Source organism: Desulfuromonas sp. CSMB_57, from assembly GCF_020194955.2.
Classification (GTDB): Bacteria; Desulfobacterota; Desulfuromonadia; order Desulfuromonadales; family Syntrophotaleaceae; genus JAFCIY02.
Map to the genome: position 1 here is coordinate 80,078 of NZ_JAFCIY020000006.1, position 14,054 is coordinate 94,131.

Consider the following 14,054-nt stretch of genomic DNA (forward strand, 5'->3'; position numbering starts at 1 on the left):
GGTCAGAGCCCCATCAGACGCGATATAATAGAACGCTGCAGTTCGCTGGTGCCGGAATAAATGGTTGCCGCAACGCTGTCCCTCAAATCTCTTTCTAACTCGTACTCCCTTGTGAAACCATAACCGCCATGCACCTGTACAGCGTCCAGGCAACTTTGTTTCAAGCCTTCACTGATAAATAATTTGGCGATGGAGGCCTCCATGCCTGCCCGCCGCCCCTGGGATTTTATGCTAGCGGCCTTGTACAGAATCAAACGCCCAAGTTCGAAAACCGTCTTCATGTCCACGATTTTATTGGCCACAGCCTGAAACTTGCCGATAGGCTGTCCAAAAGCGGAACGCTTGCGCGCATAGCCTACACAAGTCTCAAGTACCCGTTCCAAGGTGCCAAGGTGGGCTGCCGGCATCAGACTGCGTTCCCACTCCATCGACTCGTTGAAAATGATCGCACCCTGCCCTTCGCGTCCTATCAACGCGGTTGGCGAAACCCGGCAATCTCTGAAAACCAGTTCGCCATTCTGCAATGTGCAAAGTCCCATCTTTTCAATGGGCCGGCACTGCTCAAAACCCGGATTATCTTTTTCAATGAGAAAGGTGGAAACCCCGTCAAGCCGACGAGCAGCAGGATCCGTAAGCGCGAACACAATGACAACATCCGCAATGGGTCCATTGGAGATGAACACTTTGGTGCCATTGAGGACATAACCATCGTCAACTTTCAGTGCCAGGGTGCGCATGGCGCCCAAGGCATCGGAACCGGCCTCCGGTTCGGTAATGGCTTGGGCAAAAATCTTTTCCCCTTGACATAACATCGGAAGATATTGATTTTTCTGTTCCAGGCTGCCAAAAAGGTTGATTTGTATACCACAAAGAATCTGGGTAATCACAGCATGGACCAACCCTGCATCCTTGCACCCATAGGCAAGAGCCTGAAGTACGACGACGGTTGTTAAAAAATCGCTACCGCAACCGCCATATTCCTCTGCAAAAGGCAGAGCCATTATCTGCATTTCAGCACATTTTTTCCAGGACTCAATCGGGAAACGACCTTCTTTGTCACACAGGGACAAATCATGTTTTATTTCCTGTCGAGCAAATCGAATAACCGCATCCCTAAGGGATTTTTGCTCCTCAGTGAGAGAAAATTCCATTCCTTTCCTCCATTTATCCAATCTTTTTGCCAACAAGAGTTGAAATTGTGGCGATAGTTGAAAAATTTTCAGGTATCAATTCGTCACCATCGATAGTGATGGCAAATTTTTCTTCAATAAAGCCCAATAGAAGCATTATTCCTACTGAATCAATAATGCCATTTTCTATTAGCAGATCTGCATCATCAATTTTTTGAACCGAGCCAGAGCAGATTTCGGTTGAAATGAAGCCACGTATGGATTCAATTATTTCCATTTTTCGCACCTCGCTTAAAATAAAAAATAGTACAAAAGTTTTTTACTTAAAATTATTTTTTTCAAAAGGTCCATATTCAATGTCTTACCTTGCGTTGCTTGCTTTGCCTGAATAGAATTGCTTTGCTGGTAGAATTATAGCACCAAAATCAATATCGTCTGACGGCAAAAAAATAATTTAATAAAAAATTTTCTATAATTATTTAATTATAAATTATAGCCGGAGCACCTTTTTTCATCAAAACACACACCATATCGATGTATTTTATTAGAATACGCTTTTCATTTTTGATGCTCGCGGGTTTCGTCTCGTTTCGATTTTTAAGTTCTACAGATAAGGTTCTTGGCCCAACATGCCGTGACTTAACGAATCGGCTAAAAGAAAATTTGAAGGTTTGCCTACCAAATATTACCAGATGGGGCAGGCATTGATGACCTTCCATGGGGAAAAGTGCAAAACCAGAAAGATATGTTCACCTTCCATCTTGAAATGATGCTCTGGAATTTTAAAATGATTTATAGTTTACTGGTTGGAAAAATGCTCCCCCCATTTGTCGATTAACGCTTTCACACGGATTTTCCCTATGCATTTTATTGTTTGTATCAAGCAGGTTCCGGACACCTCTGAAATCAAGATCGATCCCGAAACCAACAGTTTGATCCGCGAAGGGGTTACTGCCATGGTAAACCCCTTCGACATGTACGCTATTGAGGAGGCTTTGAGGCTTAGGGAGGCGATGGGAGGCTTGGTCACGGTCATGACCATGGGACCGCTCCAGGCTGAAACCGCACTGCGAGAAGCCATGGCCATGGGAGCAGATCAGGGCATCCTCCTTTCCGATCCGGCCTTTGCCGGAAGCGACACCTGGGCAACAAGTTATACCCTGTCCATGGCGTTACGCAGAATCGGCGATTATAGCCTTATCCTTTGCGGAAAACAGGCGGCAGATGGAGATACGGCTCAAGTTGGGCCAGGAATTGCGGCTCATATGGATTTACCCCAAATTACCTTTGTAAGGCAGATCGAACGGATTTCCCCAACCGGAATTGTTGCTGCTCGCATGTTGGATGATGGAAGTGAAATTCTTGAGAGTTCACTGCCGTGCGTACTCACGGTCGTCAAGGAGATCAATACGCCGCGCCTGCCCACCCTTAAAAACATTCTCGAGGCTAAGAAAAAAGAAGTCCTGCATTGGACGGCAAGGGATCTGGATTGTGATTTTAAACGATTGGGCAGGACCGGGTCATTGACCAGGGTCCTCAAAATATTCAGCCCGCCTATGCGTTGCCAGGGACAGACATGGACCGGAGAGACCAAAGAGATGATACAGGCTTTGATGGAAAAGGTATCTGAGGCGATTTTTTCAGCCAAATCCAAGTAGGTTAACTGGAGATGTTTTAATGAAATCAATTTCCATCAAAAAAATGCTTTGCACCGCGTGCGGATCGTGTGAAACCATCTGCCCTTGGTGCGCGATTACCATGATCCATGGAATCGCAAATATAGATTTGGATAAATGTACATTGTGCGGCGTATGTCTTGACGCCTGCCAAACCGGAGCAATCGAAATATGTAATGTTCGGCCGTCCTCCCTGGATTCATCCGCTTTTCAAGATGTTTGGGTGTTCGCGGAACAAAAGAATGGCGTTGTCCAGTCCGTGACTTATGAATTGCTCGGCGAAGGGCGCAAACTCGCCAATGCCTTAAAAGTGTCACTCTGCGCTGTACTTTTGGGTCATGAGATTAAATCGCAGGTTCAGGTCCTGATTGCCCGCGGCGCCGATCGCGTCTTTTTGGTAGAACACCCCGGATTGGCTTTTTTCCAAGATGAACCCTATGCAAAAGTCCTGATAGATCTGTTGCAACGTTACAAACCGACGATTTTTCTCTGCGGGGCTACCGCCATCGGCCGCAGTCTTGCTCCCCGGGTTGCGACGATTATCGACGCCGGCCTGACGGCAGACTGTACGGGATTGGAGGTTGACCCGGAAACAGGTGGCTTGCTGCAAACCCGCCCTACTTTCGGCGGGAATGTCATGGCGACCATAATCTGTCCGAATCATCGTCCCCAGATGGCCACTGTACGGCCCAAGGTCATGAAGGAAGCCGTTGCCGATTTTGGGCGCCAAGGCGAATTGATCGTGGAACAGGTGGCCGAAGCTCTGCTGTTGTCACGCACTCAGCGGTTACGCTTTGAAACAGAGTCGGAGACAACCGTCAATCTCTCCGAAGCCAATATCATCGTTGCCGGCGGTCGCGGATTGCAGACTCCGGAAAATTTTCAATTGATTCGAGAGCTTGCCGAAGTATTGGGAGCCGGCGTCGGTGCCTCGAGGGCGGCGGTGGATGCCGGCTGGATTGCCTATTCTCACCAAGTGGGCCAGACCGGCAAAACGGTTTGCCCCAAAATCTATATTGCCTGTGGAATTAGCGGTCAGATTCAGCACTTGGCCGGCATGTCTTCCTCGGACATGATTATTGCCATCAACAAGGATGAGGAAGCCCCCATTTTCCGGGTGGCTGATTATGGGTTGGTCGGCGATCTATTCGAGATTTTGCCGTTATTGACTCGTGAATTTCGCAAACTCCTCAAAAGCTAGCCGCCCCCCATCCTTGGCGAAAACGGGTTACGAATGGACGGGTTCAATGCCCGGTAAAGACGGATTGAATCTTTACCAATCGATCGCATTTTGCCGAGGCAACATTATTCTTGACCTGCAGCCAAGCCGGATCGAGGTCCAGTCCTTGCGCCCAGGCAATCAACAAGGCTGGCAGATTGACCCCCGCCATATGTGTAAAAGGATAGCCACCGCCAAACCTCGGATTCAGCTCAAGGATCTTCCATTGCTGCCCATCGAAAAAAACATCGCAATCCAGGTTGCCGATATGTCCCAGGTTGGTTCCAATTTTCTCCCCAACCGCCAATAGCTCAGGTTCGGTGACCGTAATGGCGCGATCCGTCTCCCCTGCCCTCATGGCCAATTTTCGTTTGGCAAAGGTCGCAACATGGCGTCCATTAAAATCATTGACCACGTCCAGGCCGTATTCGCTGCCGCGCAATCGTTCTTGGATGAGCAGGGAGGACTGAGCGGACGCCTCCGCACCCCCGGTGACTGCAATACGCATTTGGGTCAACTCTAAAATAAGTTCAAGTTCCTTCCAGTTGGAGGGATATTCAATACCCACGGAGGCACTGCCCCAGCGTGGCTTGACCACCAGGGGAAATTCAACCCGGCCTTCGTCGAGTGCGCACCGCAGTTCATCGAGATGTAGATAGGTCTTGGGAGCCTGCAATCCACATTTTTCCAGAAATTGAACGGTCAACCATTTGTCGAAACAGATTTCGATCACTTCCGGAGTTGAGACAACGGGGAAAGTACCCTGTTTTTGAAACAGATCGCGATGGGCGGCAAGGACCGGCAACTCCAAGTCGTTGAGGGAAAGGAGCAGGCGCACCTGATGTTCCCTGCATAAAGTCAGGACGGTTGGAATATAGAAGGGATCCGTAACGGGGGGCACAACGAAGCCGCGGTCGGCTTCCTGCATCGCGGAGGCTGCTCCTGAAGCATCTGCCGCAAACACACTGCCTTGGCCTGCCAGTGCCTCTCGGAAATATTGGACTAAATAATTTCTACGACCGGCACTCGTCAATAAGACATTAAACATAATCTAATCCATCTCAATAAGATAGTTTTTGAAAAAATCATCGAAGGACTGCCTGGCACGTATAACTTTGAACTGATCACCGATTTTTACGACTATCGGAGGTGCAGAATTGATAAAAGGCGGAGTCATCACAATTGTATAGGCCCCGACGTTATATATCTTTAAAAAATCGCCTTTTTCCGGGGCCTCACAGGCCACGTCTTTCAGTAAATAGTCCTTTTCCATACACGTGTAGCCAACAAAATTTGTGACTATTTGCCTGTCGTCCTTAAATTCTTTTACTATTTTGAATGGATGGTTAATTGAATGCATGCTTGGCTTGATATTGTATATGCTTCCATCCACCAAAGAAAAATTCTTATTATTGACAGTTTTTATATCAATAATTTTGGTTATGAACGAAAGCGAATCAGCGACTATAGACACGCCTGGCTCTAGAATCAAATATGGAGAATTTTCCTTAACCCATGAATGCGATGTCATTATTTTACACACCGCCTCAGCATAATCATCAAAGCTTGGAGTGGGGCCAGATTTCATTACCTCTGGAACCTTGCCAAAAATACCTCCTCCTATATCGATAAAATTAACCGTATTTTCAAAATAGGCAGCAGCGAGATCGCAAAGGGTTCTGGTGATTTTTTCATAAACCCAAACTTGGCGCGTACTGGTAGAGGTATGCCCATGCAAGCAGTTGACGACGATGTTCGGAAATTGCCGAATTTTTGAAACAACTTGCGAAAAATTTGGTTCTTCGATGGCAAAGCCAAATCTTCCGGTCGCCAACCCTGATTGAATATGCGATCTGCCTTCCTCATCGGAAAAATTGAAATTTATACGCAAACCGATTTGAACAGGTTTGGTGGGGTTTTGTTTGGCTATTTCCTCGACGAAATCCAATTCATACCAAGAGTCGATATTTAATATACTGTTGTTTTCGATGGCTAATTCGACATCGGGGAAAGATTTCAATGGGCCGTTAAAAATAATCCTGCTTGGATCTTGACCGACAGCAAGAGCCAAATCATATTCAAGTCTTGAAACAACCTCGGCGTAGCCACCAAAGTTTTTAACAATATTACACAAATATGGCAAATAATTGGTCTTATAAGAATAACCCAAGATGAAATTTTTATATCTCGACTGGAAGGCTTGGCATATATTTTGATAATTTGCTATAAAGTTGTCTTCTTCGCAAAGATAGAATGGGGTACCAATCGATTTTGATAAATTATCTATTTCATAATATTCTTCCATAAAGACCCTATTTATGATGATGAAGAGATTTTTCGGACGCTGGGATTCGCAGCGGATTGCCGCAAGCCAAGTCGATGCAAAATGATATTGTTGACTCGTCGCACATCAAACCTCTGTTCCGCCAATAAACGAGAAGCTGTTCCCATCTTCTCGATAAGTTCAGGCTGTTCAACAAATTTTATCATGGCATTTGCCAGTGCCTCTGCATCTCTTTCCGGAACCAGAAAACCATTTTCATCAGGCCGAACCGTTTCTCTACAGCCCGGGGCATCGGTGGTTATGATAGGCCTTCCCATGGCCATCGCCTCCAGAATGGAACGTGGGATACCCTCCCGGTACCAGGAAGGCAACACATATACCGAAGTATTCGTCAAGGCAGGCCGAACATCGTCCAACCCTCCCAAAAATTCGACTCCCGCGTCCCGCTGCCAATCCTCGATTTGTTGTGCAGTGATACTGCCCGAACCGGTCGTGATAAACCCAGCCATGCGAATCCGGACGAAAGGGTACTTCCGCCGCAAAATTTTTGCCGCGGCGACATACTCTGGAATGCCCTTGGCGGCAATCATTCGGGCCAGAAGCAGAAAGGATGGTTGCTTCGGGAAGGGGCGCGGAGTAAAAAAATCCAAGTCTACCCCTGAGCCGGGAATCATGGTTGGGCGATTATCCCTCTTAACCAATCCTGCCCGCCAAAACAGTTGCAGATCATCGGGATTCTGAAAAAATACCGGATTTGCTCGGCGCAGGGAAACCCGATATAGCAGTCGCACGATTTTCTCTACGGCCCGGTCCTGCCTGGATATTCCTGAAAAGGTTTTTCCCAAGCCAGTAATCATGGCTGCGGATGGTATTCCACACCACCTTGCCACCAAGGACCCATAAATGACTGGTTTGATGGTATAGGAAAAAACCAGATCCGGCTTTTGAGCCTCGAACAATTGCTTCATGCGCCGAGCCAATTGCAAGTCTCCCCGGGGATCGATGCTGTTTCTCGCCATGGGTAAAGGACAAAAATCCACTCCGAGATTTCTCAGATCCTTGATGACCTGTTCCTCCGTCGGTGGGGCACAGGTCAAGACCTGGTGGCCTTCGGCCACCATGTCCTCCAGCAAGCATCCTCGAAATGCCAGCAGCGACTGGGCAACGCTGGCAATCAGTACTATTCGGGCCATGGTAGTTATCACCAGAAATTCATTGAGCTCAAACGAAAAAAACAATGCCTCTCATTATAGCAATTTTTTCAGTAATATCCACGGCATCACCGAATAATTTCGCATATCCGGCAATACATAGAAATCATGATTTATTTTAAAAGTTGCCACCGCTTTCGCCAATGCATGGCCCTTTCAAGCCAACCGCATCGCCTCAAGGCGCCTTTTAGGAACGGCTTCAAGGAGAACAGCCACCAATGATAGGCTTTTCCCTTCCAGGTTGCTTGATTGACAAACAACGAGTGGGTACGAATGGAATGCGTGGCCCAGCCACCTTTGTTGGCTAAAAAACCGGCAAGAAAATCGAAAACCGAGCAACTGCCCTCTGCAAAGGCCTCTTCCAGTTCGAAGGCGGTGAGGACATAGCCGGGGGAGAACCGAGCATATCGTTCATCATGAGCAATGTGCAAAGAATAAAAGCGGTCGTGCCATGTTAATCCGAAAGTGGCGGCAATAGGCACTTCATCCAAATATAGGAAAGCGAATTTAACTCCGCCCCAGGCGGCAAAGCGCTCGATCACATCACGGTAGAAGCTGATGTGTCCCGAGGTTTTGCCGGCGCCAAGCCCTGCTGCCGGCTTCCAACTGCGTCTCTCTACTTCCAGATAGCGCTGCAGCAATCCGGTCTCGGTTTCGGGCCTGACCACTTCGAAACGAAGTTCCCCGGCTTTGTTCAAAGCGTCAACCTTGCGCCGGATGCTCTTACGAATGCTGCGGTTCCGGCCATCTAGATATTCTTTCCAAGTGCCTTGGATATCGACCCAGGACGATTCAGGGCCTGGCGTCATGCTCACCAAGAATCCGGCTTCATTCAACTGCGAGGACCAATTCTTTACCACACTACTGTCCGGAAACTGTTCAAAGAGAACCATGAAATCCCAATCCCCTTTGCGTCGAACCAGATAATCCACAATCAGGGTGCTGGCATGGACGTTGGTCTCGGCGGCGAGCACCGTCGGCCGATCCATTTCCAGATTCAGTCCCAAAAAGGTCAACCGCCGCAGACTACCAAATAGCCATGGAACCTTGGTGATTTCCATGGGTGCGATAGCCACCGGTTGTCCATTGTTCAGCACAACGATGATATATAATTCGCCGGCCCAGCCCAGATGCTGCCACCAGGTCCTCAGATATGGGAAACTTTGGAAACCGTTCGCGCCCTGGGTTTGCGTCAGCAGTTTGTCCCAGAAAGGTTCAAGGGCATCCCACGCCCGGAAATTGCTCAGGACCCCTATCGTCCACTCTCCGCAGGCATGGGGATAGTATTCGATTCCGCGCAAGGATTGCGAAAGAGACGGAATCCCGCGATCGTCAGGAGGCAGGCGAAGCGCAAAAATCCAATGACGCAAATGCTCTTGGGCCGCAGGGAGGGACCTCGCGGCGCCCGGCGCCAATCCCAGAAAATCAAATAAACGGCGAAGCCGCTTGAAACGGTTCAACCAGGCATCCGAACAAAAACCGTACAGAGGCCGATCCGCAAGGTTGCTACGCAAACGCAGACGATGACAGAACCCGCGTAACAATCGTGCCGCAGCATGGGGATGTCGCGACTGGACGGCCATGTCCACGACATGGATTCCAGGAACATCGCAAGCGGCGGTCTCCCCTACCCCGCATGTCAAAGTGGAGGGCGGATAGCAAGGTGAATCATCCAGGAAGGCAAGCACATAACCGACCATTCGCTGACCATCAAACACGCCGATGCTGAGGTTGGCCGCCCTGATTTCTGCATTTTCCAAAAGCCACTTGATCCGATCCCGGCCACTGCAAGCTTCAACCCTATGGATGCGAGCCTCCAGTTTAGCCACGGCCGCGGCATCCTCTGGAAAAATTTCACGCAAAACATAGGTAGAAACCTGAGCCATTACAGCGATTCTCCCTGAAGAGGATCAAGAAACCTTAGAGCGTCCCGCAGCGTCGAGAGGTACGCTCATTTTCCCGTATATCAGTAATGCCCCATAATTCGGTAATACTTGTGCGGCCAGCGATGTTTGATGAAGGTTTTGCAGCCCGGCAACATCCAAACTGCGCACGGGATCGGAATTACCCTGAAGCCCAGCAATTCCTTGTAACGGCACAGACCGGGATTTTCCAAAGCATGGAGGCCATCGGCAACTTCGGTGATATGCGGTTTGTGCTCGGAGAGATACTTCAGAAAAGCGTATTTCAAACCGGTGCTGATCTGCAGGGGCAATTGTTCGGTGCCGACAATCAACATATTGATATAGGCCGTTTTTTCGACACACATGCCAATGAGATAGCCGCCGAGTCGGCCTTTTACGAACCCGCCAAGGACCGTCGTGAAGCCGGCATCGAAATATTTGCGAATTTGCTTTTCGAAGATCGTCCGCGGCCGAAGATGGCCATAGCGGGTGCGCGAAAAGAATGAATGGTAAAGCGGATAGCCCTGTTCGGCGAGAGTGTTAAGATCAAAGACCGTTCTGATTTCCACATTCTTTTCGCAGACCCGGAGGTTACGCCGCTTGTTGCCGGGTAACATGGATAGGCCGAAACCCGACAATTGATCGAAGATATGGATGGGCAGTGCGGCGTTTGCCAATTCTTTTGAACCTTCATCCAAGGTGGCACGATACCCCCAGCACCAGGCAGAGGGTTTTATCAATTCATGGGCCTTGAAACGCGCCAACCAATGCACCGGTTGATAAAAATGGGCATGACTCACCAACCAATATCGCCCTTGATGAAATACGACTTTGCTGCCATGTCTTTGCAGCCATTGAGCCAATTCTGCTTCGGTAGCCGTCCCAAGATTCAAGTCGGGTAGTTCAAAAGATTTTTCAGAAACCATTAAATTTTCATACCTTTCAAGACCTGCCCATGCTTGGCCGATAAAAAATACGAGACATTTTTGCAGAAATTTCTTTAACGGTTCCCTGAAGGGTGGCGGGTAGCCCAAGTCTAGGGTTGCTGGCGCCCGGATAGCAGTCGTCAAGCCCCAGGGGAGGGTTTTGGCGGCCATGGGTGTGAAGGGCGCGAGGCTCTCCTCCACGGTTGCTGAATAGTTGCCAACTTTTTAACCAAGGACCTTCTTCGTGTATGGCGGAACTGCCAAATCCCGATACAACTGCTGGTAGCGCTCGATGATTACCGGCAAAGAAAAATGGGTCTCCATGCGCTGCCTGGCCAGTTCGCCCAGTTTTTTTCTCCCTTCGGCACCCAGAATCGCCAAGCGTCTCCAGGCCTCTGTCAGGGCCTGAGCATCTCCGGGCGGCACTACAAGACCCGTATCGCCGACAATCGACGCGGAGTCACCGACATCGGTGACCACACAGGGCAGGCCGCAGGCCATGGCTTCGCCGATGGTATTGGAAAAACCCTCGCCGCACAAAGAAGAGGACGTTGCCACGTCCAGCCCCTGGGATAGACGGGGCATGTCCTCGCGACGACCTAGGAGACGAAACCGCTCGCCAAGCCCGGCCTGGGAAATAGTTTCAGCCAGGGGCGGGTTCTGCCAGTCCACACCGTCCCCACAGAGTACGAAGTGCGTATCAGGTTGGTTACGAATCAGCAGCCTGGCCGCTTCGATAAACACGGCATGGCCTTTTTGGGGGTGGAAACGTCCGACCAGGCCGATAACCAAGGCGTTCGGATCGATGTTCAACTCTTGCCGCACTTCCCCGGCCAGATCGGGCATGGGTCGAAATCTTGCCAGGTCGAAGCCATTGGGTATCACCTCCATACGTTCGCGATCGTATCCCAGCGTCGCATGCACATCGAGAGCCCGTTGCGCGCAACAGACGATTTTTACCGGCAAGCGCCGGCTCAACATGGCGCAGGCCCGGACTACCAAGCGGGTTCGAAGGCGATCGACTCCTACCGAAAGATCGCTATGACGGATATTCCATGCCACGGGCAAAGACCCGGCCCATCGCGCCGCCAGGCCGCCGATAAGATCAGCATGATACATCCAGGTGTGCACCAGGTCCGGAGACCGTTGCCGCAGGTGTTTGACCAATTGCAGAAAAGCGCCGCAGGCTTTATGAGCAGTGCTGAAATCCAGTACCGTCACAGGAATATCCAACTCGGCAAACCGTCCCGCCAAAGAGATATTCAATGGCCTGTTGCCCCCCAGGGAAACGACCTCCGGCAGGAACGATTGTCGATCCATCCCGCTTAATAGTTTCCACAGCATCATCTGGGCGCCACCGGTCGCCAGGGTGGGTATGATAAAGGTCAGGCGAATCTCCATGGCCGTTATTTTTCCTCCAGGGCCGGATGCGGCTCCGGGATCTCTGTCTCCAGAGCGGCGGCCCCCTGAACGGCGAGCAGAGCCAGCAATAACCATGTCGTCTTACGATATTCCCAGCCCAGGGTCATGACGCCCGTAAACCAGCTCACAAGTAAAGCTATCCAAAGATGGCGTTGCGATCGGGGCATCCTGGGAAGACTGCGAATGGCCCAGTAAAGAGCCGTCAGGAACAGACCCAGACCGACGATACCCAGGCCAACCATGATGGACAAAAACAGGTTGTGTGGCGCCGCCTGGTATCCGAACCTGGCAGCCAAACCGCCTCGGAAGGCTCCGGCTCCCACGCCGAAAAGGGGGTGTTCCAGAAACACCTGAAAGCCGTCCCGCCAAATCCTGCCGCGCCCGCCCACGGAACCGCGAGACAGCTCCATGCCGATAGTGGACAACCGCTGCCAGGAGGTCGCCGGCACGTATTTAAGGGACGCCAGAACGGCTAGGGCAATTACTCCCGTGCCTATCAACACCTGTCCCCATGACAGGCGGCGGGAACTCCAGAGAATGTATGCCACGGGCACCATGGCGGCGAGAAACGATGCTCGTGACCCGGTCAGCAAAATGGCAACCGCCCCCAAGGGCAGATACAGCCACGCCGTCCAGCGCAGCCACCTGCTGTTGTCGCGATCCCAGCTCAGATGCCAGGCCATGGGCAAGGCCAGGACCAGCATCAAGCCCAGATCGTTGGGGTCGAATCCACGGGTTGAATAACGCTCGTAGAATTCGTATTGACCATGCAAATAGGCATACACCGTCGCCAGGGAGGAACCGCAGGCACCTACCACATAAGCATGCATCAGGCCTGCCTGCCGCGACCTGTCACGGGCGAATTCCCAAATCAGCCAGAAAAACACCAGCAACTGCAACGTGGTGATGATGGCCTTCTTGCTGACCTCCAGGTCGACGGTCCAGAAAAAACTGGTCATGGTCCATAACGCAAAAAAACACAGAGCCAGAAAAACTCCTCCCGGCCATCTTCCACGCCGTTCGACAACCAGGGCAAGAAGGCCCACCACCAGACACAGTGCGCCGAGGAAGCGACTTATGGTGCCGACCCCTTCCAAAACGACCATATTCTCCAGGGGAATGGCCACTACCAACACCCAGAGGCAGGCATAGACGAGTTTATTCACCCTTGCGCTCCTTGTAATAATCGCCTATAGGCTTGCAGGGCACTTGCCGTTGTGAAGCGTTGCAGGTCCGGATCCTCACCGGTCGTTTCAGCCTCGGCGAGAGCTTTGCCGATGGCAGCCGACAGGGCCTCCACATCGCCGACCGGTACCAACCTCCCCAACCGACCGCCTTTGAGTATTTCCACCGGACCACTCGGACAGTCGGTGGATACGATGGGGATCCCCAAAGCAAGGGCTTCTATGAGAACCGTTGGCAGCCCTTCCCAGCGTGAAGACAATACGAAAAGCTTCGCCAGGCGCATATATTGGTAAGGGTTGGACACAAATCCAGGCAACAGGACCGCTTCCGAAAGGCCAAGCTTATCCACCAAATCCTGTAATTCCTCACGTTGTTCCCCCTCTCCCAGAATTAGAAGCCTGACCTCCATGCTGTTGCGGACCCGGGAAATGGCATGAACAAGGACACCGTAATCTTTCTGCTCTGTCAATCGGCCTACGGATACCACCACCGGCGGCGACCCGGGCCGAAACCATTCATGAATCAGCGGTTCGGCAGCTCGCTGAAACAATTGCTCATTGACGACAGGGTTGTAGATGACCTGGATCTTCTTTCTCGGCAGCTTCATCAGCTCGGCGGCATCATCCGCAACGCCTCCGGACACGGCCACCACGGCATCCGCCATGGCATGAAAACGGCCGGCGAGCCACAGCATGAAACGGCTCTTCAGAGTCGGGGAACCGGATATCTGCGGAGCCATGGTGTTGTGCAACGTTGCCACCACCCGGGTAGGCACCCCTGCCAGCAGGCGCGCCAGGACGGCAGCCATGTTGGCATGCCCCATGGCGGAAAGCAAGCCGGTCGGGCGGCTGTTGCGCAGGTAACGGGCCAAGCCGGGAACGCTTTGCCGAACCCGCGGCGCGCCTAGATCTACCACCCGTATTTCGGCAGGAAGATCCTGCAGATAGGGACCCTCGGCCTGAGCCACCACCAAATCGATTTTCATGCCCTGATCCAGGAAACCTCGAGCAAGGTTCAGCATGACCTTCTCGGCCCCGCCGCCACGCAGAGAGGGCATGAATATGGCAATACGCTCCTCCTTGGCATTCATGGTCAGA

12 protein-coding genes are annotated in these 14,054 nt (G+C 51.2%); 2 read left to right on the top strand and 10 right to left on the bottom strand.

Annotation, left to right across the window (positions count from 1 at the left end; all coding sequences use genetic code 11):
- Positions 1–2: 2 nt before the first annotated feature.
- Together JQN68_RS02355 and JQN68_RS02360 are read right to left on the bottom strand one after the other, a co-directional pair.
- Positions 3–1,151, bottom strand: coding sequence for an acyl-CoA dehydrogenase family protein (locus tag JQN68_RS02355; protein WP_225071401.1), 1,149 nt, complete (start codon positions 1,149–1,151; stop codon positions 3–5).
- A gap of 13 nt (positions 1,152–1,164) precedes the next feature.
- The gene (locus JQN68_RS02360) at positions 1,165–1,407 is read right to left on the bottom strand and encodes an acyl carrier protein (RefSeq protein ID WP_225071400.1); all 243 of its coding nucleotides are present in this window, start codon (positions 1,405–1,407) and stop codon (positions 1,165–1,167) included.
- A 583-nt stretch (positions 1,408–1,990) separates the two neighbouring features.
- On the opposite strand from JQN68_RS02360, the gene JQN68_RS02365 reads away from it, so the two are divergent.
- Both JQN68_RS02365 and JQN68_RS02370 read left to right on the top strand, forming a co-directional pair.
- On the top strand, positions 1,991–2,788 hold the full coding sequence (locus tag JQN68_RS02365; protein WP_225071399.1) for an electron transfer flavoprotein subunit beta/FixA family protein: 798 nt from the start codon (positions 1,991–1,993) through the stop codon (positions 2,786–2,788).
- 19 nt (positions 2,789–2,807) lie between these two features.
- Entirely contained in the window at positions 2,808–4,007 is a 1,200-nt protein-coding gene (locus JQN68_RS02370; RefSeq protein ID WP_225071398.1) for an FAD-binding protein, read from the top strand.
- Between the two features lie 43 nt (positions 4,008–4,050).
- Here the strand turns inward: JQN68_RS02370 and JQN68_RS02375 are convergent, their stop codons facing one another.
- The 8 genes from JQN68_RS02375 to JQN68_RS02410 form a co-directional block, all read right to left on the bottom strand.
- Positions 4,051–5,073: an ATP-grasp domain-containing protein gene (locus JQN68_RS02375; protein WP_225071397.1), complete on the bottom strand. Its 1,023-nt coding sequence runs from the start codon at positions 5,071–5,073 to the stop codon at positions 4,051–4,053.
- A 3-nt stretch (positions 5,074–5,076) separates the two neighbouring features.
- Positions 5,077–6,330, bottom strand: coding sequence for a type III PLP-dependent enzyme domain-containing protein (locus JQN68_RS02380; protein ID WP_225071396.1), 1,254 nt, complete (start codon positions 6,328–6,330; stop codon positions 5,077–5,079).
- Between the two features lie 11 nt (positions 6,331–6,341).
- Positions 6,342–7,502: a glycosyltransferase family 4 protein gene (locus tag JQN68_RS02385; protein ID WP_225071395.1), complete on the bottom strand. Its 1,161-nt coding sequence runs from the start codon at positions 7,500–7,502 to the stop codon at positions 6,342–6,344.
- Positions 7,503–7,633: 131 nt separating this feature from the next.
- A complete protein-coding gene (locus tag JQN68_RS02390) occupies positions 7,634–9,406 on the bottom strand; it encodes a GNAT family N-acetyltransferase (RefSeq protein WP_225071394.1) in 1,773 nt (590 codons plus the stop codon).
- A gap of 80 nt (positions 9,407–9,486) precedes the next feature.
- Complete coding sequence (locus JQN68_RS02395; protein ID WP_249620992.1) at positions 9,487–10,551, bottom strand: hypothetical protein; 1,065 nt, start codon at positions 10,549–10,551, stop codon at positions 9,487–9,489.
- Between the two features lie 24 nt (positions 10,552–10,575).
- Positions 10,576–11,751: a glycosyltransferase family 4 protein gene (locus JQN68_RS02400; protein ID WP_225071392.1), complete on the bottom strand. Its 1,176-nt coding sequence runs from the start codon at positions 11,749–11,751 to the stop codon at positions 10,576–10,578.
- Between the two features lie 5 nt (positions 11,752–11,756).
- Positions 11,757–12,938, bottom strand: coding sequence for an O-antigen ligase family protein (locus JQN68_RS14685; RefSeq protein WP_249620993.1), 1,182 nt, complete (start codon positions 12,936–12,938; stop codon positions 11,757–11,759).
- On the bottom strand, positions 12,935–14,047 hold the full coding sequence (locus tag JQN68_RS02410) for a glycosyltransferase (protein ID WP_225071390.1): 1,113 nt from the start codon (positions 14,045–14,047) through the stop codon (positions 12,935–12,937). The genes JQN68_RS14685 and JQN68_RS02410 overlap by 4 nt, the downstream gene beginning before the upstream one ends.
- Between the last annotated feature and the right edge of the window lie 7 nt (positions 14,048–14,054).

Coding starts and splice junctions, on each gene's coding strand:
- JQN68_RS02375 (WP_225071397.1), bottom strand. CDS start 5,073: ATGTTTAATGTCTTATTGACGAGTGCCGGTCGTAGAAATTATTTAGTC.
- JQN68_RS02390 (WP_225071394.1), bottom strand. CDS start 9,406: ATGGCTCAGGTTTCTACCTATGTTTTGCGTGAAATTTTTCCAGAGGAT.
- JQN68_RS02355 (WP_225071401.1), bottom strand. CDS start 1,151: ATGGAATTTTCTCTCACTGAGGAGCAAAAATCCCTTAGGGATGCGGTT.
- JQN68_RS02380 (WP_225071396.1), bottom strand. CDS start 6,330: ATGGAAGAATATTATGAAATAGATAATTTATCAAAATCGATTGGTACC.
- JQN68_RS02400 (WP_225071392.1), bottom strand. CDS start 11,751: ATGGAGATTCGCCTGACCTTTATCATACCCACCCTGGCGACCGGTGGC.
- JQN68_RS02365 (WP_225071399.1), top strand. CDS start 1,991: ATGCATTTTATTGTTTGTATCAAGCAGGTTCCGGACACCTCTGAAATC.
- JQN68_RS02385 (WP_225071395.1), bottom strand. CDS start 7,502: ATGGCCCGAATAGTACTGATTGCCAGCGTTGCCCAGTCGCTGCTGGCA.
- JQN68_RS02360 (WP_225071400.1), bottom strand. CDS start 1,407: ATGGAAATAATTGAATCCATACGTGGCTTCATTTCAACCGAAATCTGC.
- JQN68_RS02370 (WP_225071398.1), top strand. CDS start 2,808: ATGAAATCAATTTCCATCAAAAAAATGCTTTGCACCGCGTGCGGATCG.
- JQN68_RS02410 (WP_225071390.1), bottom strand. CDS start 14,047: ATGAATGCCAAGGAGGAGCGTATTGCCATATTCATGCCCTCTCTGCGT.